The sequence below is a fragment of the Nocardia sp. NPDC050175 genome (genome assembly GCF_044459885.1).
Lineage (GTDB): Bacteria > Actinomycetota > Actinomycetes > Mycobacteriales > Mycobacteriaceae > Nocardia.
This window is the reverse complement of record NZ_JBITJI010000016.1, coordinates 42,049-67,355: the sequence shown is the minus strand read 5'-3', so window position 1 is coordinate 67,355 and position 25,307 is coordinate 42,049. Positions and strand designations below refer to the sequence as shown.

General features: G+C 66.5%; 23 protein-coding genes and 1 tRNA gene. 11 read left to right on the top strand and 13 right to left on the bottom strand.

What is annotated here, in order from left to right; translation table 11 throughout:
- Positions 1–4: 4 nt before the first annotated feature.
- Both ACIBK2_RS38870 and ACIBK2_RS38865 read right to left on the bottom strand, forming a co-directional pair.
- The gene (locus tag ACIBK2_RS38870) at positions 5–892 is read right to left on the bottom strand and encodes an Abi-alpha family protein (RefSeq protein ID WP_396975069.1); all 888 of its coding nucleotides are present in this window, start codon (positions 890–892) and stop codon (positions 5–7) included.
- A complete protein-coding gene (locus tag ACIBK2_RS38865) occupies positions 883–2,355 on the bottom strand; it encodes a hypothetical protein (protein WP_396975067.1) in 1,473 nt (490 codons plus the stop codon). Before ACIBK2_RS38865 ends, ACIBK2_RS38870 begins: the two co-directional genes overlap by 10 nt.
- A gap of 114 nt (positions 2,356–2,469) precedes the next feature.
- Between ACIBK2_RS38865 and ACIBK2_RS38860 the strand changes: the two genes are divergently transcribed.
- Both ACIBK2_RS38860 and ACIBK2_RS38855 read left to right on the top strand, forming a co-directional pair.
- Entirely contained in the window at positions 2,470–3,363 is an 894-nt protein-coding gene (locus ACIBK2_RS38860; protein WP_396975065.1) for an Abi-alpha family protein, read from the top strand.
- A 359-nt stretch (positions 3,364–3,722) separates the two neighbouring features.
- Positions 3,723–4,244, top strand: coding sequence for a nuclear transport factor 2 family protein (locus tag ACIBK2_RS38855; RefSeq protein WP_396975331.1), 522 nt, complete (start codon positions 3,723–3,725; stop codon positions 4,242–4,244).
- 133 nt (positions 4,245–4,377) lie between these two features.
- On the opposite strand, the gene ACIBK2_RS38850 is transcribed toward ACIBK2_RS38855, so the two are convergent.
- Positions 4,378–5,997, bottom strand: coding sequence for a peptide chain release factor 3 (locus ACIBK2_RS38850; RefSeq protein WP_396975063.1), 1,620 nt, complete (start codon positions 5,995–5,997; stop codon positions 4,378–4,380).
- A gap of 306 nt (positions 5,998–6,303) precedes the next feature.
- Here ACIBK2_RS38850 and ACIBK2_RS38845 point away from each other — a divergent pair, with 306 nt between their 5' ends.
- A complete protein-coding gene (locus tag ACIBK2_RS38845) occupies positions 6,304–6,909 on the top strand; it encodes a 50S ribosomal protein L25/general stress protein Ctc (protein ID WP_396975061.1) in 606 nt (201 codons plus the stop codon).
- Between the two features lie 22 nt (positions 6,910–6,931).
- On the top strand, positions 6,932–7,513 hold the full coding sequence (pth, locus tag ACIBK2_RS38840) for an aminoacyl-tRNA hydrolase (protein ID WP_396975059.1): 582 nt from the start codon (positions 6,932–6,934) through the stop codon (positions 7,511–7,513).
- 51 nt (positions 7,514–7,564) lie between these two features.
- On the opposite strand, the gene ACIBK2_RS38835 is transcribed toward pth, so the two are convergent.
- From ACIBK2_RS38835 to ACIBK2_RS38825, 3 genes are all read right to left on the bottom strand, one after another.
- Positions 7,565–8,077, bottom strand: a complete 513-nt coding sequence (locus ACIBK2_RS38835; RefSeq protein WP_396975057.1) for a pyridoxamine 5'-phosphate oxidase family protein — start codon at positions 8,075–8,077, stop codon at positions 7,565–7,567.
- Positions 8,078–8,227: 150 nt separating this feature from the next.
- Entirely contained in the window at positions 8,228–9,874 is a 1,647-nt protein-coding gene (locus ACIBK2_RS38830; RefSeq protein WP_396975055.1) for a fatty acyl-AMP ligase, read from the bottom strand.
- Between the two features lie 193 nt (positions 9,875–10,067).
- The gene (locus ACIBK2_RS38825) at positions 10,068–10,721 is read right to left on the bottom strand and encodes a lysophospholipid acyltransferase family protein (protein WP_396975053.1); all 654 of its coding nucleotides are present in this window, start codon (positions 10,719–10,721) and stop codon (positions 10,068–10,070) included.
- Between the two features lie 106 nt (positions 10,722–10,827).
- Here ACIBK2_RS38825 and ACIBK2_RS38820 point away from each other — a divergent pair, with 106 nt between their 5' ends.
- Positions 10,828–11,394, top strand: a complete 567-nt coding sequence (locus ACIBK2_RS38820) for a TetR/AcrR family transcriptional regulator (RefSeq protein WP_396975052.1) — start codon at positions 10,828–10,830, stop codon at positions 11,392–11,394.
- A gap of 970 nt (positions 11,395–12,364) precedes the next feature.
- On the opposite strand, the gene ACIBK2_RS38815 is transcribed toward ACIBK2_RS38820, so the two are convergent.
- The gene (locus ACIBK2_RS38815) at positions 12,365–13,549 is read right to left on the bottom strand and encodes an aminotransferase class V-fold PLP-dependent enzyme (RefSeq protein ID WP_396975050.1); all 1,185 of its coding nucleotides are present in this window, start codon (positions 13,547–13,549) and stop codon (positions 12,365–12,367) included.
- Between the two features lie 203 nt (positions 13,550–13,752).
- Here ACIBK2_RS38815 and egtA point away from each other — a divergent pair, with 203 nt between their 5' ends.
- The 4 genes from egtA to egtD all read left to right on the top strand — a co-directional run bounded on the left by egtA (position 13,753) and on the right by egtD (position 18,511).
- Positions 13,753–15,111, top strand: coding sequence for an ergothioneine biosynthesis glutamate--cysteine ligase EgtA (gene egtA / locus ACIBK2_RS38810; RefSeq protein WP_396975048.1), 1,359 nt, complete (start codon positions 13,753–13,755; stop codon positions 15,109–15,111).
- A 127-nt stretch (positions 15,112–15,238) separates the two neighbouring features.
- Positions 15,239–16,585, top strand: a complete 1,347-nt coding sequence (egtB, locus tag ACIBK2_RS38805; RefSeq protein WP_396975046.1) for an ergothioneine biosynthesis protein EgtB — start codon at positions 15,239–15,241, stop codon at positions 16,583–16,585.
- A 67-nt stretch (positions 16,586–16,652) separates the two neighbouring features.
- Positions 16,653–17,543, top strand: coding sequence for a class II glutamine amidotransferase (locus tag ACIBK2_RS38800; RefSeq protein ID WP_396975044.1), 891 nt, complete (start codon positions 16,653–16,655; stop codon positions 17,541–17,543).
- On the top strand, positions 17,540–18,511 hold the full coding sequence (gene egtD, locus ACIBK2_RS38795) for an L-histidine N(alpha)-methyltransferase (RefSeq protein WP_396975042.1): 972 nt from the start codon (positions 17,540–17,542) through the stop codon (positions 18,509–18,511). Before ACIBK2_RS38800 ends, egtD begins: the two co-directional genes overlap by 4 nt.
- Here egtD and ACIBK2_RS38790 read toward each other — a convergent pair.
- The 6 genes from ACIBK2_RS38790 to ACIBK2_RS38765 form a co-directional block, all read right to left on the bottom strand.
- Entirely contained in the window at positions 18,508–19,170 is a 663-nt protein-coding gene (locus ACIBK2_RS38790; protein ID WP_396975040.1) for a DUF2461 domain-containing protein, read from the bottom strand. The two genes, egtD and ACIBK2_RS38790, sit on opposite strands and share 4 nt — an antisense overlap.
- Positions 19,171–19,197: 27 nt before the next feature.
- Entirely contained in the window at positions 19,198–20,151 is a 954-nt protein-coding gene (locus ACIBK2_RS38785) for a hypothetical protein (RefSeq protein ID WP_396975038.1), read from the bottom strand.
- Between the two features lie 165 nt (positions 20,152–20,316).
- Positions 20,317–20,577: a hypothetical protein gene (locus ACIBK2_RS38780; RefSeq protein ID WP_396975037.1), complete on the bottom strand. Its 261-nt coding sequence runs from the start codon at positions 20,575–20,577 to the stop codon at positions 20,317–20,319.
- 216 nt (positions 20,578–20,793) lie between these two features.
- Positions 20,794–21,774, bottom strand: coding sequence for a ribose-phosphate diphosphokinase (locus tag ACIBK2_RS38775; protein ID WP_357381568.1), 981 nt, complete (start codon positions 21,772–21,774; stop codon positions 20,794–20,796).
- Positions 21,771–23,261 (bottom strand): bifunctional UDP-N-acetylglucosamine diphosphorylase/glucosamine-1-phosphate N-acetyltransferase GlmU, encoded by a 1,491-nt coding sequence (gene glmU, locus ACIBK2_RS38770; protein ID WP_396975034.1) that lies wholly within the window; start codon positions 23,259–23,261, stop codon positions 21,771–21,773. Before glmU ends, ACIBK2_RS38775 begins: the two co-directional genes overlap by 4 nt.
- Positions 23,262–23,372: 111 nt before the next feature.
- Positions 23,373–23,443: transfer RNA gene (locus ACIBK2_RS38765), tRNA-Gln, on the bottom strand.
- Positions 23,444–23,704: 261 nt separating this feature from the next.
- Here ACIBK2_RS38765 and ACIBK2_RS38760 point away from each other — a divergent pair.
- Both ACIBK2_RS38760 and ACIBK2_RS38755 read left to right on the top strand, forming a co-directional pair.
- Positions 23,705–24,319, top strand: coding sequence for a TetR/AcrR family transcriptional regulator (locus tag ACIBK2_RS38760; protein ID WP_051187212.1), 615 nt, complete (start codon positions 23,705–23,707; stop codon positions 24,317–24,319).
- Positions 24,320–24,501: 182 nt separating this feature from the next.
- The gene (locus ACIBK2_RS38755; RefSeq protein WP_396975032.1) at positions 24,502–25,149 is read left to right on the top strand and encodes a TetR family transcriptional regulator; all 648 of its coding nucleotides are present in this window, start codon (positions 24,502–24,504) and stop codon (positions 25,147–25,149) included.
- The last annotated feature ends 158 nt before the right edge of the window (positions 25,150–25,307 follow it).

Sequence of the window (25,307 nt, the reverse complement as noted above, 5' to 3'; positions counted from 1 at the left end):
TCGGTCAGTGCCCGGCGGCGCGATCGTCTTGAATCGCGACCGGCAGGCAGGTCCGCACGAAGTCGCCACCGAACCCGGTGAGCGCCACGCTGCGGTAGATCACCTTCGTGCCGAAGCCGGAGCGCTTCAACAACTCCCGCACCGGCCCCTGCGCCTCCAGCAGCTGGTACCGGTGCGGGTTGCCGACCGGCTCGCGCGCGTGCTCGACCAGTCCGAGCCTGCGCAGGTTGGTCAGGTACTGCTGGATCCGGTTCGGAAAGCGCAGCCCGGCCTGCTCGCCGACCAGCGTCAGCATCGACCCGACGCGTTCCGCGCCGAGCGCGCGGGGGCGTCCGGTGCGGATGTCGATCGAGGGTTGCGGGCCGTCCAGGTGCAGGAAGCGCAGGATGCGCGCCTCGTCCGGGGTCAGCTCGGCCAGCATGCCTGCGAAGGCCGGATGGTTCTCCTCGTCGCCGTGCGTGCTCGCCGACAGGCGCAGCAGCGCGGCACCCTGCTCGCGCAGGGTGGGAACGGCTTGCGCGGCAGGCTCGTTCGGAGCTTCGGCGAAGCCCAGCGCCCGGCGCAACCGGTCGCGCAACTCGGATTCGGCCTCGGCCAACACTTCTCGCGGCGGCACGCCCTGGATGCTGCGGCGGACGACCGTCGAGGTGACGCCGACCGCGGTGCCGAGACTCCACGCGGTCATGCCGGTCGCCGCGGTCCAGGCCACCCTGGCCACGCCGGTGGCCGCGCGCACGCCCGCGATGGGATAGGGCACCCGCGAAGATGATTCGTCATGCCGGACGACTTCGCGGCCAGGCCGCCGCGCGATCTCCGTCGACGGCGCAGCCTCCTCGGGGGCGTGCTCGACGTCCCCGGCTTCGTCGCCGGGGTCGGATTTCGCTACAGCCATGTGGTCGCCACTCCTGTTCCGAATATCAGAATATGAGCGTATCCGGCGAACAGGCCCAACACGCCGCCATGGAGAAAAAGCAGCCATTCATCTTGTTTGATGGCCGATCGCAGCATGTCGACGAAGTCCGGCGGCTTCAGTGCCGCCATCTGTTTGGCGATGTAGGTGTTGATCTGGCGGCCCTGGCGGACGTTGAACTCCGGGTCGGCGAAGGCGATCGGGGCGATGGCCATCGCCTCGGCGGTGAAGGTGTCCTGCAGGGAGTCGTAATCGCGGCTACCGAGCATGAACTTGACGGCGGGCCTGGCCGGGCCGAGCGCGCGGTCGGCGGCCGGGCGCAGGGTGTCCTCGAGCATCTGGATGGTGCGGTCCGAGCGCGGGCCGTTGAGCAGCTCGTCGCCGATATTGGCGACCGTGAGCACCTGGCTGGACACCAATTCCGCGTAGCCGTCGGTGATCTCGGACTGGCGCTTGATCAGCAGACCCTGCCGCCACGGGCACCACCACTTCGGGTAGGCGGGCGCGAAGATCATGTTGATGCCGACCCAGTTGACCACCCAGCCGATCACCACGCCGCCGATCGGCAGCACGACCAGCGTCGACCAACCGGTGAAGTGCAGGATGGCGACGAGCACGACGCCCATCGGCGCGCCGAAGTAGAAACCGAAGTTGATCATGAACCGCAGCTCTTTCGCGCCGAGCACTTGGAACAGCGTGTTGAGCAGTTGCGGCCTGCCCTGGAAGTAGCGAATCACCATCTGCTTCACATCGAGCAGTTGATCAATATTCGCGCCTAATTCATCGGTCAGCTCGCGCAGAATATCCGGCAGTTGCTGACGAACCCTGGCCTGTACCATGTCTCGAACTTGGCTCGGCAGGTTGTACCAGAGCTGTGGATGTTCGCGCTTGAGAATATCTTCGACGATGGTCTGGATCTGTTCGTCGGCGATGCTCGCGAGATGTTCGGCGAGCTTGTCCGGCTCCAGCTCGCGATAGAAATCGGCGACGCTCCCCAGTTTTGCCAAGCCCTTGTCGACCGCGATGCTCGCCATCTTGTCCGCGCGCGACGGGACGATGCCCTGCCAGCCGAATCTGCCGTCGTAACTCAGTAGCGGAAGTACCTGAATTCTTTTGGGCAGGAAGGGATACAGCGCGCGAAGTCCTGGTAGGCGGAAGCCGTGGAAGGCGATCGGCTGGAACAGCATGAGCACGCCGGTCCAGTTGGTGATGTACCCGATGATTCCCGTGAAAAGTGGGATAGTCAGAAGCTCTAGCAGGATTGTTGGGTGGACACCGAACACACTCTCTAACACGACACCCTCCTGCCGACACACCGGTGACCGCCGCCTCACCGGAACATCAAAGTAGCACCATGTCGGCACCGGGACCTTATTGTGAGGGGAACAGCTGGGTCCACCTCGAGTGCGTGCTGCCACAGTGGCGCACGCCGAGATATCGGTCACAGTGTTTGTGTGCAATGCCGCATCGGCTGAGACCGACGGCGAGAATGACCAGCGACACAGGGGGAAGTAATCTGTGGGGCGGGATTCGTTCACCTGGCGATATCGGAGTATGACGTGGCAGACGACAGGACCGGACAGGACATCGCTCGAGCCGGTTCCCGCGCCGTTGAGCGCAGCTCGGATGTCGAACAGCGGCAGATCAGCAACGAGGCACGGTTGATTCGCGGCGTATTCCGCGCGGCCGGACTCGCGGCGGGCAGTGTGGTGCGCGGCGGTCAGTGGGCGGTCGGCACCACCTTCGAGGTCACCAAGGAGATCACCCAGGCCGCGCTGGACGGTGAATCGTCCGCCGATATCGCCGAGCGAACCGGAAATGCGTTGCGCTCCATAGCCCGTAGCGCGCTCGGTGTCACCGAGGGTTCGGTGCGCGAGATCGTCAGCTACGTGCCGACGCCGAACGGGCCGGGCAACAACAGCGGCGCGCAGCAGCAGGCGCTCGCCGTCGGCTCCTACCTTCGTTCGGCGAGCACCGATGAGCTCCGCCGTCGCGGCGACGCGCTGCTCGCGCGTTCCGCCGACGTCTATTTCACCGAAGATGTGCACCCCGCCTACGACCGCATCCTCGACGAGCTCGCTCCCGACGAGGCCCGCATCTTGCGCTTCATGGCGCAGAACGGCCCACAGCCCTCGGTCGATGTGCGGACGAACCGGCCGCTCGGCATCGGCTCCGAACTGGTGCAAGGCGATCTGACCTCGGTGCCCGAGCAAGCGGGCGTCCGCTACCCGGATCGGTCGCGCCCCTATTTGATCAACCTCAGTCGGCTCGGGCTGACGCTGGTCTCCGACGACCCGGTGGTGTTGAGCCGATACATGGTGCTCGAGGTGCAGCCGGTAGTAGAGGCCGCGCTCAAGAAGGCCGGTCGCGCACCGAAAATCGTGCGCAAGAGTCTGCGCCTGACCGAGTTCGGCGAAGATTTCTGCCGCACTTGCTTCACCATCGCCAACTGACCGGATGATTCGGTAAACGAACTGCTGCCCCGGTCAGCTGGGTGAACGTGTGGCAAAAGTGTCGTGGCGTGTACCTCTAAAACAACGGGGGGCCGGAGTCACCGTGCTCCGATGTAGCAGACACGCAGGGTACAAATCTCCCAATTCGTGAAGCCATTGGCCTTCGGATGGGATTGTTAAGTATGGAGCAGGGAACCGGCGGGCAGGGCCGCGGCGACCCGAGTGCGGGTGGCGGGCAGGAGCAGGGTAATCCTCGGATCGACATCGGTCGGCTGGAACGTGACGACCAGGGGGCGAACGCAGGCGAGCAGGAACGCCGCGAGGGGAAACCTCGTGTCGACGATCGCGGCCTCGACGACATCACAGCTATCAGCAGATTGAAGTTCCGCTACCTACGCTGCCTCGACACGAAATCCTGGGATGAGTTCGCGGACACCATGATTCCGGACGCGACCGCCACCTACAGCGAATACCTGCAGTTCGAATCGCGCGACGCGTTCCTCGCGTTCATGCGCAACACCCTCGGCCCGCACGTCATTACCGAGCACCGCTGCGACCACCCGGAGATCGACGTCGACGGCGACGCCGCGACCGGCACCTGGTACCTCGCCGACACCGTGCTCATCCCCGGCCACAACATGCTGCTGCGCGGCGCGGCCTTCTACTCCGACGAATACGTGCGCTGCGACGACGGTCGCTGGCGCATTTCGCACACCGGTTACGAACGCACCTATGAAGTGGTGCTTTCCCTGAGCGACCTACCGAGCTTGCGCCTGACCTCGAGCCGCTGGGGCCTCATTTCCAGAGAAGACGGCGTCATCTCCTCCGTCGAACGCGACCCGGGCGTGCCACCCATGCGGCGCGAACCAGAAGCAGGCTGACCCCGACCGAAGGCGCCCCTCAGTCGGTCTCGGCGGATGAACGCCCCCTTCGGTCGCCTCAGGCCGGTGGCCGGGGCACAGACTGAAGGCGACCTTCGGGTGGTGTGGCGGGGTGAAGGGGGTCTTCGGTCGGTTAGTCGGCCGTGGCTACCAGTGGCTCCAGGGTTAGTTTCGGGAATTCCTTCTCGATGTACTGCAGCCGCCATTTGTCGCTGAACAGTGCGAGCAGCGCACCGTCGCTGCGGGTGAACACCTCGACGCCGCGCTGCTTGCCGAGCTCGTCCGCCGATCCGGCATCGGTGCGCCGAGCCAGCGTGTAGGGCAGGTTGTCCATCTTGGTCTCGACGTTGAACTCGGTCAGCATGCGCGCGGTGACCACCTCGAACTGCATCGGCCCGACGGCCGCGAGCACAGGTGACGCGTCGCCGCGAATGTCGTTGCGCAGCACCTGCACAACGCCCTCGGAGTCCAGCTGATCGATGGCCTTGCGGAACTGCTTGTACTTGCCCGCGCTCTCGGCACGCAGCACCGCGAAGTGCTCCGGCGCGAACGACGGGATCGGCGGGAACTCCACCTTCTTGTCCACGAACAACGTGTGGCCCGGGGCCAATGCCGTCGCGTTCACCAGGCCGACCACGTCGCCCGGGTAGGCGGTGTCGACGGTGTTGCGTTCCCGGCCGAACACGGTCAGCGCGTATTTCGTCGCGAACGGGCGACCGGTCTGCGCGTGCGTGACCACCATGCCGCGCTCGAATTCACCGGACACGATCCGCATGAACGCCAGCCGGTCCCGGTGCGCGGCATCCATACCCGCCTGCACCTTGAATACGACCGCACTGAACGGCTCGGTGATCTCGCGGGCTCCGCCGTTCACGTCGGGCCTCGGCCCCGGTGCGGGCGCCAGCGAGACCAGGGCCTCCAGCAGTTGCCGCACACCGAAGTTCAGCATCGCCGAGGCATAGATGACCGGCGAGGTCTGCCCGGCGAGGAACATTTCCTGGTCGTGGTCCTGCCCGGTGGCCGAGAGCAGCTCGCTCTCCTCGACCGCGGTGGTCCACGGCTCGCCCTCGCGCGCCTCGGCCTGCGCGGGGGTCAGCGATTCCTCCGGCGCGATGGTCGCGCCGCCCGCGGTGCGGGTGAAGTGGATGTATTCGCGCGGAGCGCCCTCTTCGCCGCGGCGAAGCAGCCCGCGGAAGTCGCCCGCGATACCGACCGGGAGAAACAGCGGTGTCGGGGTGAGGCCGATCCGCTCGTTGATTTCGTCGAGCAGTTCCAGCGGCGCCTGGCCGGGCCGGTCCCACTTGTTGATCACGGTGATGACGGGGATACCGCGGTGCCGACACACCTGGAACAGCTTGAGCGTCTGCGGCTCCAAGCCCTTCGCGGCGTCGATCAGCATCACCGCGGCGTCGACGGCGGTGAGCACCCGGTAGGTGTCCTCGGAGAAATCGGAGTGGCCGGGCGTATCGACGAGGTTGATCACGCTGTCCACGTCGGAGCCCTCGGCGCGGTAATTGAACTGCAGCGCGGTCGAACTGACCGAGATGCCGCGCGCCTTCTCCATCTCCATCCAGTCCGAGACGGTGGAGCGGCGGCCGGCCTTACCGTGGATCGCGCCCGCCTCGGAGATCATCCTGGCGTGCAGCGCGAGCGCTTCGGTGAGCGTCGACTTGCCGGCGTCGGGGTGCGAGATCACCGCGAACGTGCGCCGTCGGGAAACCTCGGCGGGCAGTCCCTCAGGGGAGGCGGTCAACGGAACAACCTTTCACAGACGACCGATCGGCAACCTGTCCAATCTACGCGATCCGCATGACCCCGACACGACCTGTGCCCGACCACCCGATTCCAACTGCGCATAACCATTGCGGTATGGTGTTCGGGTTGTCTCGGCGAGGGTGACCGCAGACCTTGTTTTGCGTTCACCGTGATCGACGCGGCTCGGCTTCCGGCCGTCCCCGTTGGTTCTTTCGTCGGACGAGTAGACCAACCTTGCCAGGGCGGAAACAGACCCTGGCGCACTGTTGACAGCCCGGAACCGCCGTAGGGAGTAGATCCAGTCATGTCCGACGCCAACCTTCTCGAAGCCGCCGTCCGCACCGAGTTCGGTAAGGGTGCCGCCCGCCGTACCCGTCGGGCCGGCAACGTTCCCGCCGTACTGTACGGCCACCAGGCCGACCCGCAGCATCTCTCGATCGATGCCCGCGCCTTCTCCGCCATCCTGCGCGAGCACGGCACCAACGCGGTGCTCAGCCTCGTCATCGACGGCAAGAAGCAGCTCGCGCTCACCAAATCGGTTGTCGTGCACCCGATTCGCCGCTACATCGAGCACGCCGACCTGCTCATCATCAAGAAGGGCGAGAAGGTCACCGCCGATGTGAACGTCATCGTCGTCGGCGACGCCGTCCCCGGCACCCTGGTCACCCAGGACGCCAACACCATCTCCATCGAGTCCGACGCGATGAGCATCCCCGAGTCCATCGAGGTCTCGGTCGAGGGCATCGAGGCAGGCACCCAGATCAACGCCAGCCAGCTCGACCTGCCCAAGGGTGTCACCCTGAACATCGATCCGGAGACCCTGATCGTCAACGTCATCGCCGCGCCGCAGTCCGAGGCCGACGCCGAGGAAGCCGCAGAGGCTGCCGAAGCCGCCGCGAGCGCCGAGTAAGTATTACCGGAATCGGTTTTCGATGACCGAATCCACGACCGGGCCCGCACTCGTCGTCGGACTGGGTAATCCAGGAACCGAATACGAGCGGACCCGGCACAATGTGGGGTTTTTGGTCGCCGACGTGCTCGCGGAGCGCGTCGGCGGCCGTTTTGCCGTGCACAAGAAGTCCGGCGCCGACCTGCTGCAGGCCCGCCTCGACGGCCGCCAGGTGCTGATCGCCAAGCCGCGCTCGTTCATGAATCTGTCCGGCCGCCCGGTCGCCGCGCTGGCGAAGTTCTTCTCCGTGCCGCCGACCGAGGTGATCGTCGTGCACGACGAGCTGGACCTGCAGTTCGGCGACATCCGGCTGAAGCGCGGCGGCGGCGAGGGCGGGCACAACGGCCTTCGCTCCATCTCCAGCGCGCTGACCACCAAAGACTACCTGCGCACCCGGATCGGCATCGGCCGTCCGCCCGGTCGGCAGGATCCCGCCGACTATGTGCTCAAGCCGTTCGCGGCACCGGAGCGCAAGGAAGTGCCGGTGATCGTCGAACAGGCCGCCGACGCCGTCGAGCTGTTGCTCCGGGTCGGGCTGGAAGCCGCGCAGAACCGGGTGCATTGATCGTCGCGAATTCGCCGCTCGGTCAACGCCTTTCGATGTGTGCGCCGCCGTTCAGCTGAAGCTGTAACGGGTTTGGCTGAACGGCTCGCCTTTGCCGAAGGCCAGCACCTTTGCCGGTGCGATGGCGTAGACGAGGGCGATATGTCCCGCACCGTCGTCGAATCCGTCATCCGCCACCGTAAAATCCCAGTCCAGCTCGGACTTCCACAGCTTGGCCAGCTGCTGCAGCGTCGCTTGGTCGGTGATCCGTACGGCGGTGCCCTCGACCACCACGTCGAGGCCTGAGTTCATCTCGTTGGTGCCGGTGCAGAGAATGCAGCGCGGCTCCGCGGCCAGGTTCACCGCCTTCTGCTCCTGCGCACCGGTGCAGATGTGCAGGCTGCCGTCGTGCCAGATCGCTGGGAGCGGCGTGACATGCGGGCGTCCGTCGCGCCGAGTCGTGCTCAGCCAGAACATTTCCGACGTGGTCAGCACGTCACGCACCGCGGACCACGCTGGTGTGGTGGCGCCGGGGCTGCTGAAGTCTTGGTTGAGTTCGGTGCTGATCGGCTCGAGTTCAGGCATCGCCGTCTCCTATTTCGCTGGATACGAATAGAGACGACGCCGACGGCCGAAACTCATCGGTCACGTTCCTGACCCCACGCTTGCCGCGCTGCGGTTTCCGGAACTGGACGTTGCGGATGTCATCGGGGGGTGAGTGGCAACGGGCTTCTTTCAGCGCAGGTGGACGGCGGTGGCGGCGCGCCGGAGCTTGCCGGAGGAGGTCTTCGGCAGCGCGCCGGGGCCGAGCACTGCCACGGTACGCGGACGGGAACCGACCTCCGAGAACACCGCGTGCACGATCTCGCGCTCGATTCGCTTGACCGCCTCGGCATCCTGGTATTCGTTGCTCTCCACCACCACGGCGAAACTTTCGCGCTTCTGTCCGGCGTCGAGGCGCACGGCCACCGCGTTGCCCGGCCGCACACCGGTCACGCGGGTGGCAGCGCGTTCGATGTCGGTGGGGTAGATGTTGCGGCCACCCATGATGATGACGTCCTTGATCCGGCCGCACACCACGATCAGGCCCTCGTCGGTGAAGTAACCGATGTCGCCGGTGTCGAGCCAGCCCGCGTCGTCCTGCGCGGGGCGGAAGCCGTTCACCGTGACGTAGCCGGAAGTGACTGCCGGGCCACGTAATTCGATGACGCCGACGGACCGGCTCGGCAGCTCTTGGCGCTCCGCGTCGACGACCCGGCCCTCCAGGTGATCGACCAGGTAACCCAGCGTGGGCAGTCGGCGGATATTGCCTGGATGCCCGTGCGGATCAGGTACCGGTACGGCCTTGCCGAGTGCCTCGAGCAGGTCGGCGTCGATGACGTCGAGCACTTGGCCCAGGCCTGGATCCGGAATCGACACGGCCAGTGTGGTTTCGGCCATGCCGTAGACCGGGGTGAGCGCCATCGGGCTGAGCCCGAAGCGCTTTCCGGCGGCGGCCAATGTCTCCATGGTGTCCGGGTCGACCGGTTCCGCACCGTTCCACATGTAGCGGACGCTGCTCAGATCGAACGCGCCGTCGTCGGCCTGCTTCAGTCGGCGGGCCAGCAGTGAGTACGCGAAGTTCGGTGCGGCGGTGACGGTTCCGCGATACTTGGCGATCAGCTCGGCCCATAACAAGGGGCGCATCAGGAAGTCGATCGGCGTCACACACACCACCTCGGCGCCGATTTGCATGGGGACACTGAGGAATCCGACCATGCCCATGTCGTGGAACAGCGGCAGCCAGCTGACCATCACGTCGTCGTCGAGCTGGAACTTCACCCGGTCGAACATGGCGTAGGCGTTGACGAAGAAGTTGCCGTGAGTGATCCGCACCGCCTTGGGCGACCCGGTCGAGCCAGAGGTCAACTGCTGCAAGGCGATATCGTCCTCGGCCGTCGGCACCGGGTCGGTGTCCTCGCCGTCGTGCAGCTGGTCGATCCGCACCACGGTGATGCCGCGTTCGCGCAGCAGCGGTTCGGCCGCCTCGAACGGGGCGCCGAGCACCACCGCGCGCGCCTCGATCATGGTCAGCACGGTCTCGGTGTCACGAGCCCAGACGACCAGATCGGTACGCGGAGTCGGCTGGTGCAGCATGGTGATCGACGCGCCGCGCATCCAAATGGCCTGGCAGGCCGGTGCGATATCGACCGGCATGCCCGCGAGCACGCCGACGGCGTCACCGTGTCCGATACCCGCCGCCGCGAGGCCGCCTGCCATCCGCCGGGCGATCCGGTGGATCTCGCCCCAGCCCTGGCGCCGGGGCGCGTCCGGCTCGCCGGTCACCAGCCCCCGGGTCGACGCCTGCGCCGTCGCATACATCTCGTCGGTGAACCTGCTCAACGTCAACTCCCTCATCACCAGCTTCGGGCCGCCTGCCGACCTGAATCAACTATCCCGCCATTCCGGCGTGGCGTTAACCCTTTTCCTGCGTGTCTGAGTTTGCTGGAGTGTCGCGGGTAGGTCGCGGACGCAGTCCGGAGGATGGATCAGGGGATGGGGTGACGCGGCTATGTGCTGGTTGTGCCACCGGAGTTCAGCGGAAAGTGGTGGCGTACTGGTCGACGTAGTGGCGGCCGGAACGGGCCGCGAGCTCGCGCATCAGTTCGTCGGTGGCGGTGCGCGCGACGTGATGCTGCTCGGCGGGCAAGTAGTAGCGCGGGGTGCCGAAGCTGATCCGGACCTTCCCGAACCGGGGCAGTCGACTGTTGCGGGGGTTGACGCGGTCGGTGCCCGCAAGCACAACCGGGATCACCGGGGCGCCGGTCGCCATCGCGACCCGCAGGGTGCCGGTGCGGCCACGGTAGATCCGTCCGTCCGGCGAGCGGGTGCCCTCGGGATGGATCGCCCAGACGCCGCCCGCCTCGAGGATGCGGCTGGCGGCGGCGAGCGCGTCGGCCGCGGCGCTACCGCCGGTCCGGTCGACCGGCACCTGGCCCGTTGCCGAGAAGAACCAGCGCTTGAAGCGGCCGCGCAGGCCGGTTCCGGTGAAGTACTCCTGCTTGGCCAGGAAGGTGACCCGGCGCGGCAGCACGAGCGCGAGGTACAGCGAGTCGATCACCGCGAGATGATTCGCCGCGACAATCACCGGCCCGGTGCGCGGAACATGGTCGAGCCCTTCGACTTCCGGTCTACCCAGCACCCGCAACAGGGGGCCGAGAAACACGTACTTGAAGAGCCGATACCACACGTAGACCTCCCGGGAAAGAATGTGTAGACACTGTCTACAGCATCAACGTAGACAGTGTCTACACCCGGTGTGGGGAGAGCCGATGCTGGCCGTAGACAATGTCTGCATGGTCGAGAGTGAACCGCTACGGGAACGCCTGGTCGGCGCGGCCGTCGACCTATTGGAAGAGGTAGGCGCGGCGCAATTGGGACTCCGCGCCATCACCAGAGCCGCCGGTGTCTCACATGGGGCACCCCGGAGACACTTCCCAACCCACCGCGCGCTACTGGCGGCCGTCGCGGCACGCGGCTTCGCCGACCTCATCGCCCGATTCGCCGCAGCCGATCCCGATGACGAGTCACCCCGAGATCGCCTGGCACGCATGAGCGTCGAATACGTCGAGTTCGCCGGCGAGCGACCGGAGATGTTCACCCTGATGTTCCGCCACGACCTACTCGAAGGCTCCGGCGAAAACCTGCGCGCCACCACCCTCCCCCTGTTCGCGCGCTACGCGGCGCTGGTGAACGAGGCCGCACAGCACAGTTCGGTGGACCCGGCGGAGCGCGCGATCGCCCTGTGGACAAACCTGCACGGCATCGCGACATTGCAAGCAAACCGCAGCCTACGACTGATAGCCCCCACCACCGACATCCGCGCCCTGGTCAACCGCGCCCTCGAACTACACCTAACCTGAACCCTCACCCCCACTGCCCAACCCACACACCCCCCATACCGGATGTGCGGCTCACACAAAGGATGTTCGCCCCCAACTAGCCACCCCGACTACAGAATCCGCACTCTCACTCGGGATCGGCACTGGCTTTAGGGCCCTATTCCGAGTGCCGATCCCGAGTCAGAGTGCAGATCTTGGGTGTACCGGTTGGAGGGGTTACTTCGCAGGCTGATTGATCACCCGACGTCGCGCACCCCGTACAGAGGAAGCGCACCTCGCGCAAACGCTGTGCGACCCCGCACTCGCCACTCTGACTACAGAATCCGCACTCTGTCTCGGGACCTGCACTGGCTTTAGGGCCCTATTTCGAGTGCCGATCTCGAGACAGAGTGCAGATCCCGGCAATACCGGCTCACCGAGCACCTCGCGGGTCTGATCGAGCACCGAAACCGCCGCCGACCACCCGCTCTTGTCCAAAGCGCTTGTCACGCAACCACAGCCAGATGACCACCTCCGCAACGCGACACCGCGCACCTGACGTGCACCTAAAGCCGGGTACGGCACACGACGCGCCCAGCACTACTCACGGGAAAATGTGGATAGGTCTTCAGCTTCTATGGGCTGTCCACCTTTGGAGTCCTGAGAAGCACTTGCCCGGATAGGTTCACTATTCCGAGGGTCTCTGGGTGTACTGGTTCGGGTTGGTCTACTGAGAGATCTCCGGTGGTGTGCTGTCCCAGAGGTTTTCGACTGGTTCATGGGATGACCGGAGTAGTGCTGGGCACGTCAGGTGGGGTCCCCGACCTTCTCTTCCGCAGCCTGTGATGGGCAACGCCTGTGTTCCAGCGTGAAGACCGGCTGTGGTCCGGTTGAAAGATGCTGGGGAAATCGAGGCGAGTCAAATGGTCGTTGGGTGTCATCGAGGCGAGTCATATGGTTGCTGTTGAAGATCAACAAGCGACCATATGACTCGACTCGATGGGGTGTACCGCTACAATCCGGCGACTGCGGTGATGAAGCGGTCCAGCTCGTCGAAGCTCACGAAGCAGTGGGGTGAGGCGCGGACTACGGCGCGCAGGCCGCGGCCGGTCATGTCGAGCAGGGTGGAGCTGGCGTGGCTCACGGTCACTGTGATGTGTTGGGCGGCAAGCTGATCGCGCACTGCGATGGGGTCGATGCCGTCGACGGTGAACGACACGATGCCGCTGTGCCGAATGCCGTTGTCGCGCACCGTTACTCCGGGGATCCCAGGGAGCTCCTTGCGTAGGTGCGCGGCGCGGGCGGCGATGGCGTCGTACACATTCTCAGGCCCGAGGTCGAGCAGGTACTGCACCGCCGCGCCGAGGCCGAGGCGTCCGGCCACATCGCATTCCCAGAACTCGAAGCGACTGGCATCGGGCGCGAGGCGGTATTCGTCCGGGCTGACCCACGACGCGCCATGCAGGTCGAGTCGTCCCGGTTCGAGGGATTGCGCCAATTCCGGTCGGACATACAGGAATCCGGTGCCGCGCGGTCCGCGCAGCCACTTGCGGCCGGTGGCCGAGAGCGCGTCGACGTCGAGCTCGGCCACGTCGATCGCGAGCTGCCCGGTCGACTGGCAGGCGTCCAGCAACACCAGCGCGCCCACCGAATGCGCGATCCGCGTTGCCTCGGCGGCCGGGTTCACCAAGCCGCCGTTGGTGGGCGCGTGTAGCAGCGAAACCAGCTTGACCCGTTCGTCGACCATGGCTGTCAGCGCGTCGAGGTCGAGCTGCCCGGTGCCGTCGCTCGGGATCTGCTCGACCACCGCCCCGGTGGCACGGGCCCGCTGTAGCGCCGCGATGGCGTTGCTCGCGTAGTCCGACCCGGAGATCAGCACGCGGTCGCCCTCGGCCAGTGGAATCGAGTAGAAGAAATCGGCCCACGAACGAGTTGCGCTGTCGCTCAACGCGATGCTGGTCGGTGCCGCGTTGATGAGCCTGCCGATCGCGGTCTTCACCGCGGCGAGATCGTCGAGGCGTTCGTTCGCGGCGCGGTAGCCACCGATCGCGGCCTCGCGCCGCAGGTGGTCGACACAGGTGTCGAGGACCACCTGTGGCGGGAGTGACGATCCGGCACTGTCGAGAAACACCGAACCCGGCGCGTCACTGGACGCACAACCCGGAGTGTCGGCTCGGACACGCTCTTCATCCAGCATGATTCCGACTTTAACGGGCATTGCGGGGCGGAGTCCGGCCGTCCCCGGCTGGTCCCCAGTTCGGATTCTTGTCGATTTCTTGTCGGTCCCCCTCGCTACTCTGGATGGATCGCCGCGAGCGGAACACAGCACGGCCACGCGGTGGTTACAGATCAACAGCGGACACGAAACCACAGCAACTCGGACGCACAACGGAGGTTGGCATGGCGGTCACGCTGGAATCAGAGCTGGTCAGTCGGGTAATCCACGATGGAGAGCTCAACTCGCGAGCCGCCGCCGAGGCGTATATCGGGGGTGTCTGCTTCAAGCAGGGACCACCCACGCTGATCGGCGCCGAGCTCGAATGGCTCACCGTGCAGGGTGAGTGTCAGGCGTCAGGCCCCTCGGCCGCCCCGCGTCCGCAATTGACTGCTCTTGCGGATGCCCTCGGACCTTACGCACCACGGTCCATCGCCCCCGAATCTCCGGAAAAGCCGTTACCAGGGGGCAGCCGGGTCACCATCGAACCCGGCGGTCAGATCGAACTATCCAGCGCACCATTCGCTGATGCCGCGCAGCTGAATACCTCGCTCCGCGACGATGCCCGCCTCTTGCGGGAACTTCTCGAATCCCGGTCCATCCGAACCGTTTCCGCCGCCGCCGACGCGGACCGCCGCCCCAAGCGGCTGCTCCAGCTGCCGCGCTATCGCGCCATGGAACAGACCTTCGCCGGCATCGGCCCGTTCGGCAAACTCATGATGTGCAATACCGCCGCGACCCAGGTCAGCGTCGACGCGGGCGCCGACCGCGCCGATATCGCCGCCCGCTGGACCGCGCTGTACGCCATCGGCCCGGCCATGCTCGCCGCCTTCGCCTGCTCGCCCACCTTGCGCGGTGCACCGGCGGGCGACTGGGCCTCCCAGCGGATGCGGGCCTGGCTGCGCCTCGACAACGCCAGGACCCGGCCGCCGCTGATGGACTGGGCGGATCCGATCGTCGGCTACAGCAGATGGGCGCTCGACGTGCCGCTGCTGTGCGTCCGAAGACCGGACGGTGACGGACCGAGCACGAATGGTCACCACCCGAACGGTGCCGACACCGGCTGGTCCCCACCGCCGGGCGCGACCTTCGCGGACTGGCTCACCGGCGCCTTGGACGACGAGGTCGGCCGCAGGCCCGATCGCAACGACCTCGACTACCACCTGACCACGCTGTTCCCGCCCGTACGCGCGTCCGGGTATCTCGAGGTCCGCTACATCGACGCCCAGCCCGGCGACAGCTGGACCGTCCCGATCCACGTCCTGGACGCGCTGATGTCCAGCCGCACCGTGGTGGCCGAGGCGATCGCGATCGCCGCGCCGCTGGCCGGGCATTGGCTCGACGCCGCGCGCTACGGATTGGCTGATCTGGAGATTCGGGCCGTCGCGGTCGAACTGCTCAGCCTGGCCGCGGCCAACGCGGCGTCGGCCGAGGCCGCCAGGGAAATCGAATCCGCCGTCGAGCGATGTCGCCGCGGCCAGGGACCCGTGGCGGAATCCGCCGCGGATGGTGCCGGGGCGGGCGGTTCCGGAGTCGTCTTGTGACCGACCTGTCGCGAGACGGGGTCGTGCGCGAGCGTCCAGTCGTGCCACGAGCCTGTCCGCATTGCCGATCCGGCCCGGCGTACCGAGCTGCGCCGAAGCCGACAGAAACTAGCACCGGAGACCTATCGTGACCATTCACCATCCGCCTGCCACGGACAATTCCGACACCGAGCAGCTACGCGAGCAGATCGCCGAGGTGCTCACGCGGGCCAGGCAGCGCACGCTCACCCTCACCGACTGCATCGACGAAGCCGAGCTGGTCGCGCAGCATTCGCGGCTGATGAGCCCGCTGGTGTGGGATCTCGCGCACATCGGCAATCAGGAAGAGCTGTGGCTGGTCCGCGATGTCGGCGGCCGCGAGGCGGTGCGCGCCGACATCGACGAGCTGTATGACGCGTTCAAGCACGCCCGCTCCAACCGTCCCGCGCTGCCGTTGCTCGACCCGACCCAGGCCAGGGGCTACGTCGGCACCGTCCGCGACAAGGTGTGGGATGTGCTGGACCGCAGCGACTTACGCGGTTCGCCGCTGGTCGACGGCGGTTTCGCCTTCGGCATGATCGCCCAGCACGAGCAGCAGCACGACGAGACCATGCTGGCCACTCACCAGTTGCGCACCGGCACCGCGGTACTGACGGCGCTCGCCGTTCCGACCGTGGCCGCGCCCGTCACCGGCGAAGTCGTCATTCCCGCAGGCGAATTCACGATGGGCACGTCCACCGAACCGTGGGCGCTGGACAACGAGCGCCCCGCGCACCGAGTTCGGTTGCCCGGCTTCGTGATCGATGCCGCGCCGGTGACCAACGAGCAGTACCTCGCCTTCCTCGACGACGGCGGCTACGACCGCCCCGAGCTGTGGTCCGACCGCGGTTGGGCACACCGGCAGGAGGCGGGCCTGGTCGCGCCGCAATTCTGGGAGCGCGACCCCGCCGGACACTGGTGGCGCCGCGTCTTCGGCGTGCTCACCCCGCTGCGCCCGCACCAGCCGGTGGTGCACGTGTGCTGGTTCGAGGCCGAGGCGTTCGCGAAATGGGCGGGCAAGCGACTACCCACCGAGGCCGAGTGGGAAATGGCCGTGCGGCACGACCCGGCCACCGGCGCCACCCGCCGATACCCGTGGGGCGACACCGAACCCGACGCCGCCACCGCGAATCTCGGCCAGCGCCACCTGGAACCGGCCGACGTCGGCGCCTATCCGGCGGGCGCGTCCCCGGCCGGTGTGCACCAGCTCATCGGCGACGTATGGGAGTGGACCGCTTCGGGTTTCGAGCCGTACCCGGGCTTTCACGCCTTCCCGTACAAGGAGTACTCCGAGGTCTTCTTCGGCGGCGACTATCGCGTCCTGCGCGGCGGCTCCTTCGGCACCGACCCGGTCGCCTGCCGCAGCACCTTCCGTAACTGGGACCACCCGATCCGGCGGCAGATCTTCTCGGGCTTCCGGCTCGCCAGGGACCTGCGGCCGGGGGAGGGCGAGTGAACATCGCGCCGATCCACTCGGCGGGACCTGGCCGGTTCGGCATCGCGGCGGCAGGAGGCGAGCACTGATGTGCAGACATCTCGGTTACGTCGGTCCGACGGTGAGTGTCGGTGAGATGCTCACCGCCGGTACGCATTCGCTGCGGACCCAGGCCTGGGCACCGCGAGACATGCGTGGCGGCGGCACGATCAATGCCGACGGGTTCGGCGTCGCTTGGTGGCGAGCCGTCGAGCAGGCCGACACGCAGAACCCGTCGACAACCGGCGAACCCCCCGTTGGTGCCGCGGCAGCCAGCACCGTGATCGCCAGCCGGTACCGCAACTCCGCCCCCATCTGGACCGATCCGGCGGTGGAAGAGGTACTGACGCAACTGCATTCGACCGCCGTGCTCGGCTCGATCCGGTCCGCCACCGTCGGCATGCCGGTCGAGCGGGCCGCGTGCGCGCCGTTCACCAGCGCACAGTGGGCCTTCAGCCACAACGGCTCGGTACCCAACTGGCGCAACGTCATCACTGCGGCGTCCTCGGACTTGGACAACGCCGCCACCCGATTCGGCGCGACCAGACTCTTCGAGACGATCCAGCTACTCGAGGCCGAATCACCCACCGACGCCGCGACGCTCTGGGTGCTGTTGCGGCAGTTGCTCACCGCGGTGTCGCCGGACGGTTTCGTCGATTCCCCAGGCACCGCCCTCGCCCTGCTGGCGTCCGGCGTCCTGAAACACGCACCGGCCGCACGCCTCAACTTCCTGCTCGGCGACGGCGAAACCCTCTGGGCCACAACGGTGCACCACGCCTTGTCGGCGCTGGTCACCGACACCTTCGCCGTGCTCGCCTCCGAACCCTATGACGACGACCCGAATTGGCAGTCGATCCCCGACCGCAGCCTGGTCGTCGCCCGTCCAGGCAAGCTCACCATCGATCCGCTGCCCGACAGCACGAAAGGCGCCTCACGATGACCGCACCGACGCTGGAGATCCACCTATCCGACGACGACCTCACCTCGGCATTGCGCGCTGATGCCAGGCTCGGCCTCACCGCCGACCCGAAGTGGCTGCCGCCCAAGTGGTTCTACGACGCCCGCGGCAGTGAACTGTTCGAGCAGATCACCGAGCTGCCCGAGTACTACCCGACGCGCACCGAACGCGCGCTGCTGGAGCGGGTGGTCGGCGAGATCGCCCGCGTCGCGCAGGCCGAGGTGCTCGTCGAGCTCGGCGCGGGCTCCGCCGCCAAGACCAGGCTGCTGCTGTCCGCGCTGACCGCCGAGGGGCCGCTGAAGACCTATGTGCCGCAGGATGTCTCGTCCTCGGCGCTGCGTGCCGCGGCGGACGAGATCGCGACCGAGTTCCCCGGCCTGGCGGTGCACGGTGTGGTCAGCGATTTCACCGACACCCTGCACAACCTGCCCGGCGGCGGCCGCCGGATGATCGCCTTCCTCGGCGGCACCATCGGCAACCTGATCCCCGCCGAACGCGCCGAATTCCTCGCCAGCATCTACGAGGTGCTGGAACCGGGCGAGCAACTGTTGCTCGGCGCGGGTCTGGTCATCGATCCTGCCGTGCTGGTCCCCGCCTACGACGACGCGGCCGGTGTCACCGCCGAGTTCAACCGGAATGTGCTGCACGTGTTGAACTCTCGCCTCGACGCCGACTTCGTACCGGAAAAGTTCGAGCACATCGCGCTGTGGGACGCCGAGCACGAGTGGATCGAAATGCGCCTGGCGGCAACCGAAGACATGACCGTCCAGGTTCGTGACCTGGACCTCACCGTGCGGTTCGCCGCGGGCGAGCAGATGCGCACCGAGATCTCCGCCAAGTTCCGCGTCGACGGACTGAACGCGGAGCTGTCCGCCGCCGGGTTCAGCACCGAGGAGGTGTGGACCGATCCCGACAACCGCTTCGCGCTCGTCCTCGCCGCGCGGGACTAGGCGAGCAACGGTGATCGGGTAGTCGCGCCGGTCACCACCGCGGCGAGCCAGTCGACCAGGGGCCGCATCGTCTCCCAGGCGGTGCGGATCTCCTTGGCGGCCTGTGGTTTGTCCAGCCACGGCGGTGCGCCGATTTCCTTGTTGCAGACCAGCGCCTTGTGCCGGAGCAGGTCGATGCGCGGATGATCGGCGTCGTAACCCTTCGGCTTGGTCTTGAGCTGCTCGCCGCCGATCGTGTAACCCGCTTTGCGCAGCTTCGCCAGAATCGCCGCCAGCTCCGGGCCGCGCACATCGTGATCGATGGTGGCGCGCAGCTGGGCGATCTGCTCGGACGAACCACCGTAGAAACCGCCCGCGACATACAGTCCCGCCGCACCGACCTGCACATACCAGCCGGTGCTCGGCGCAACGGACACATACGCGCCCTGGTGATTCTTGTACGGCGTCTTGTCCTTGGAAAAACGCACATCCCGATACGGCCGGAAGATCTTGGCCGCACCGAAATCCGGCTCCAGCTCGGCGGTCAGCGCGAGCATCGGCGCCTTCACCGCCGACTCGTACACATCCTTGTGCGCGGTCCAGAACATCTTCGAGTTGTCGGCCTCGAGATCCTCGTAGAAATCCAGCCCCGCCAGCGGAAAGCCGCTGAACTTGGTCATGATCGTGCCTCGCTCATACAGAGCAATCTACGTTCTCAGGTCTCCGTTGAAGATAAGGAACCCCACCAGGAAGCCGATGATCATGGTGACGCCCGACGCGATGGCGGCCCACTTGCCGAGCGACTCGCCCTTGTTGTGGCCGATGATGCCGAGCACGATGCCCGCGGGGCCGAACAGGATGGGGCAGAACAACACCGCGATCACCGCGCAGACGAAACCGATGATCGAGAACACCTGGCTGCCGGAGTTCTGCGGTGGTGTGCTGTAGGGCTCGTACGACTGTGGCGGGTAAGTGCCATAGCCGCCGGGCTGCGGATTCTGTTGCTGGCTGTAGCCGCCGGCGGGCGGATAGTTGTAGACCCCGCCCTGCGGGTACTGCGGTGTCCCACCCGAATCCTGCGGTTGGCCGCTCCCCGGATATTGCGGGTATTGCGGCTGCCCCTGTGGATGCTGTTGCGCACCCCACTGCTGCTGACCGGTCGGCGTACCCCACGCTTGCTGCGACGGATCCGCACCCCAGGACGGTTGGCTACCGGCCGGCCCGGCGGGCCCGCCACCCGACCAAGGCTGACTGCCGGGTGGCCCGGCAGGTCCCGAATCCCAGGCCGGTTGCCCGCTGGACGGTCCAGCGGGCCCGGAGCCCCACGATGGTTGATTGCTTTGCGGCCCAGCCGGTCCGTCGCCTGACGAAGGCGGGCTGCTCGAAGGTCCGCCGCCCGATGACGGCTGGCCAGTCGTTGGCTGCGCTAGCCCACCCAACGGCCCGGCGGCCGCATCGGTCGGCTGCCACCACTCACTCGCCGAGGGCGGTGGCGCGGCATACGGCTCACTCGAAGGTTCTGCCGCACCAACGTTTTTCGACAACGACGGGGCAGCGCCCGCCGCTTTCGCGGGATCTGCCGCCCCGGACGCGCTCGACGACGCGGACTCCGCCGGCTCCGGTGTACCGCCGGCGGGTTTCGGATCCTGTGGCGTGCTCATCGCGCCTCCTCGTGTCGTCCGGTCGCCACCTCTGCGTACCGCCGCCGCCGCGGCCGCCCGCGCGCAGCGGACGGACTGCGTCCGGCTTGTCCGTTATGCGTACCACGACGGTAGGGCTGTCATAGCCGATTGCGCTAGGTGGCGCAGTCAGGCATCGACCGGGCGTCAGAGATCCTTGTCGTCCACGATGTCCATGGCCAGCACCTCGGCGGGCCGCTCGTCGTCCTGGGCCTTTTCGGCGCGCTGTTCCCGCGGTGTCGACTCCTGCGCCAGCTCATCCGCGATGCCGAGCCTGCCGTCATCGTCGTTCTCGTGATAGCGAATGCGCAGGTCGTCCGGCGGATCCTCGATATTGCGCTCGTAGGCGCGGATCTCGTCGGCCTGGTCGTCGTCTCCCATGTCTGTGTCCAGCGATTCACGGTCCATACCCCTCAGTATCCCCGCGTATCGCCACAACTAACGGAGCAGACGCAAAGAAAGCCGCCCGGACTTGTAGTCCGGGCGGCTTCCATACGCACGTTCTGATTTCGTGAGCACATGGGTAACTCACCGGGTACGAGCTAGCGCACCCACCACGTCACCGCCGGTCGCCAACGTGACTGCCGTGGCACCCAAGTCTGGCCTGAATTCTCGGAGAGGCGGTCAAGCGTTGCCGTTGAAAAGCCCGGTGACTGAGCCGTTCTCGAAGACCTCGCGGATGGTGCGGGCCAGCAGCGGGGCGATGGACAGCACCGTCAGCTGCGCGAACTTCTTCTCTTCGGTGATCGGCAGCGTGTTGGTGACCACAACTTCCTTGGCACCGCAGGCGGCGAGCCGCTCGGCGGCCGGGTCGCTCAGCACGCCATGCGTCGCGGCGATGACCACGTCACCCGCGCCGGCATCCTTGAGCACCTTGACCGCGCCGGCGATGGTGCCACCGGTGTCGATCATGTCGTCGATCAGGATGCAGGTGCGGCCCTCGACATCGCCGACCACGCGGTTCGCCTTGATCTGGTTGGGCACCAGGGGATCGCGGGTCTTGTGAATGAACGCCAGCGGCGAGCCGCCGAGCGAGTCGGCCCACTTCTCGGCGACGCGTACGCGGCCCGAGTCGGGGGAGACCACGGTGATGTGGTCGAGGGTGTAGTTGGTGCGGATGTACTCGGCGAGCTGCAGCTGCGCGTGCATGTGATCGACCGGGCCGTCGAAGAAGCCCTGGATCTGATCGGTGTGCAGGTCGACGGTGATGATGCGGTCCGCGCCCGCGGTCTTCAGCAGGTCGGCGACCAGGCGAGCCGAGATCGGCTCGCGGCCGCGGTGCTTCTTGTCCTGGCGGGCGTAGGGGTAGAACGGCAGCACGGCGGTGATCCGCTTGGCCGAACCGCGCTTGAGCGCGTCGATCATGATGAGCTGTTCCATCAGCCACTGGTTCAGCGGCGCGGGAAAGCTCTGCAGCACGAACGCGTCGGAGCCGCGGACGGACTCCTCGAACCGGACGAAGATCTCGCCGTTGGCGAAGTCGCGTGCGGTCTGCGGCGTGACGTGGACGTCGAGTTCCTTGGCGACCTGTTCGGCCAGCTCAGGATGAGCGCGTCCCGAGAAGAGCATCAGGTTCTTCTGGTTGTCGATCCATGACGCGGTCACTGCTGTTTGCCATCCTTTTGCTCGATTGCCTGACCGGAGTTCTCTTTGGCGGCGTTGGCTTCTGCCGCCGCGCGCGCCGCGGCCGTTCCAGGACGGTGGCGTTGCACCCAGCCCTCGATGTTCTTCTGCGGCCCGCCGGAAACCGCGAGTGCCCCGGGCGGAACGCTTCTGCGCAGTACAGTACCCGCCGCCGTATACGCGCCGTCACCCACCGTTACCGGTGCGACAAACATCGTGTCGCTTCCCGTTCGCACATGCGAGCCGACAGTGGTGTGATGCTTGGTCACTCCGTCGTAGTTCACGAAAACACTTGAAGCGCCGATGTTGCTGTACTCGCCGATGGTGGCGTCACCGACATAGGTCAGGTGTGGCACCTTGGAGTGCGCGCCGATCGAGGCGTTCTTGGTCTCCACGAAGGCGCCGAGCTTGCCGGAATTGCCGACCACCGTGCCCGGCCGCAGGTAGCTGAACGGGCCGATGGTCGCGCCGGGGCCGATCATCGCGCCCTCGCCGTGCGTGCGGATGACCCGGGCGCCGTCGCCGACGACGACATCGGTCAGCGTGCTGTCCGGCCCGATCTCGGCGTCCTCGCCGATCACGGTGTCGCCGAGCAACTGGACGCCGGGGCGCAGCACCGCGTCCCTGCTGATCCGCACGCTCGCGTCCACCCAGGTGGAGGCCGGGTCGATGATCGTCACGCCGGCGCGCATGTGCCGTTCCAGGATGTAGCGGTTGAGCCTGCTCGTCGCGTTGGCCAGCTGGACCCGGTCGTTCACGCCGGTGACCTTGGCCGCGTCGACCAGGCGGGCGCCGTGCACCGGATGCCCTGCCTCGCGGGCCAGCCGCAGCACGTCGGTGAGATACAGCTCGTGCTGGGCGTTGGCGGTGGACAACCGGCTGATCATGGTGCGCAGCACGTTCACGTCGAACGCGTACACACCCGAGTTGACCTCGGTGATCGCCGACTGCGCCGGGGTGGCGTCGGCGTGCTCGACGATCTCGACCACCTGGCCGTCGGCATCGCGGACGATGCGGCCGTAGCCGTTCGGGTCGTCGGGCACGAAGGTCAAGACCGTCACGGCGGACCGCTCGGTGTACGAGCGATGCTCGTCGAGCAGCGCGGACAGGGTGTGCCCGTCGAGCAGCGGCACGTCGGCGGAGGTGACGAGCAGGTCGCCGGTGAATCCGACGGGCAGCGCGGCCAATGCGCACTGCACGGCGTGACCGGTGCCGAGCTGTTCTTCTTGGATGGCCGGCGTGATGTCACGGCCGAGGTCGGTGGCCACCGCGTTGACTGCGGCGCCGACCTGTTCGCGGTCGTGGCCGACCACGGTGATCAGGTATGCGGGGTCGATCTCGTTCGCCGCATGCAGCGCGTGTGCGAGCATGCTTCGACCGGCCAGCGAATGCAGCACTTTGGGGGTCTTCGACCGCATTCGCGTCCCGGCACCGGCTGCGAGAACGACGACGGCGGTCTGCTGTGGCATGGATCTCCCTCGGCTGCCTGTCATCATGCTGCTGGGCTCTGCTCATCGTGCTGGGGTCTGCTGTGCTGGGCGCAGATGTGCGGGCCAACGATAGGTCATCGTGCTGCCGAGCTCCGCCGCCAGGACTCGAACCTGAACTATCTGAACCAAAATCAGAGGTGCTGCCATTACACCACGGCGGATTGTCACATCGGCGGATCGGGAACACCCGCCGCTGTGCCACGGCACGGGAAAGATCCTCGCATACACCCCCGCCTCTGCGCGATTCTTGCCGGTAGTTGGAGCGTTGAGAGAGTCGGGCCGGAGTTGATGGAAGGCGCGCCCGGGGTTGACGGGGCAATCTTGCGGGCTGTCTGGAACAGTTAAGGCACTGGACGGTCGTGTGGCGAAGGGAGGCGGAACTGATGTCGACTAGTGAACCGCCCAAGGTGTCGCGTCCGCGGATGACCGGTACCCAGCGGCGACAGCAGCTCATCGAGATCGGTCGCGCACTGTTCGCCGAGCGCGGATATGACGCCACCTCCATCGAGGAGATCGCGCAGCGGGCCCAAGTCTCCAAACCTGTGGTGTACGAACACTTCGGCGGCAAAGAGGGGCTGTACGCGGTCGTCGTCGATCGCGAGATGTCGATGCTGCTCGACATGATCGTGTCCTCGCTCACCCAGAACCGATCAAGGGTGCGGCTCGAACAGGTCGCGCTCGCGCTGCTGACCTACATCGAGGAACGCACCGACGGCTTCCGCATCCTGGTGCGCGATCAGCCCGCGGGCAATGCCGAGGGCCGCTACTCCAGCCTGCTCAACGAGGCCGTGAACCAAGTCGCGCACATCCTCGCCGGTGATTTCGAGCGCCGCGGTTTCGACACCAGCCTGGCCACCCTCTACGCCCAGGCGTTGGTCGGGCAGGTCGCGACCGCCGCCACCTGGTGGCTGGACGAACGCAAACCGTCGAAAGAGGTTGTCGCCGTACATTTGGTGAATCTGTGCTGGAACGGGCTGAGCCATCTGGAGGCCGACCCGCATCTCAGCTCGGAGTGGCGCGCCGGTATCGAGGAGTGACTCGGGTTGTTAACCAGCGAATTGCGAAGTGGGTCCAGTCGAATGCTCGAATTGACTGCCGAGGGCCCGCCTGGTGGTACGGTTCACCCATCCTTTGGGTGCTGTTCGGGCGGTAAGTCGGTCTACTTCGTGATGTCGGTCTACTTCAGGATGGCTGGTTTTTAGGATGACAGGCGGATCTGATGGCTAGGCAAGCGCGCGCGGAGATCACCCGCGACTCCGTTCTTGCGGGCGCTGCCGATGTCTTTCTGCGCTTGGGTTACGCGAACGCGAGTCTGAGCGAGATCATCGCGCAGTCCAATGTGACCAAGGGCGCCTTGTACTTTCACTTCGGCTCGAAGGAAGAGCTGGCGCGTGCGGTGGTCGACCAGGGCAACGAGCGGCTGGTCAGCTCGTGTCAGGGTTTCTTCGATCCCCGGGTGCCCGCGCTCGAGGCGTGCATCGGCATCACCTATGTCGTGGCCGACCTATCGATGAACGATCCGATGGTCGGCGCGATGCTCAAGCTGACCCACCAGATCGGTGACTACCGCGGCGCCCAGGGCGACAACATCGCCAAGACGTGGGGTGACACCTACCGCGTGCTCTCCGAAAGGGCTATCGCCCAAGGCGATTTGCAGCCCGAGCTCGACGCCGACGTAATCGGCATGCTGCTGCAGGAGATGACCGCGGGCGTGCACATCATCGCCGTCGGCACCGAGTCGATCGATCAGATGGCGACCCGGATGGAACGCGTCTGGTACTTCCTGCTCCCGTCGATCGTGCCGGGTGAGAAGCTCGCCTACTTCCGCGAGTTCGCCGCCAGACGCCTGCGTCGCTACGTGCCCTAGTCGTTTCTCGGTCGCCCTACGGGACGACTGATTTCGTCAGCACATGGGTAACTCGTCGGGCACGGGCCAACGCTGCCGCCAACCTGCCGGCGGACGCCAACGTCACTGGTGTGGCACCTAGGTCTGGCCCGAATTCGCGGAGAGGCGGGCAGCTAGAC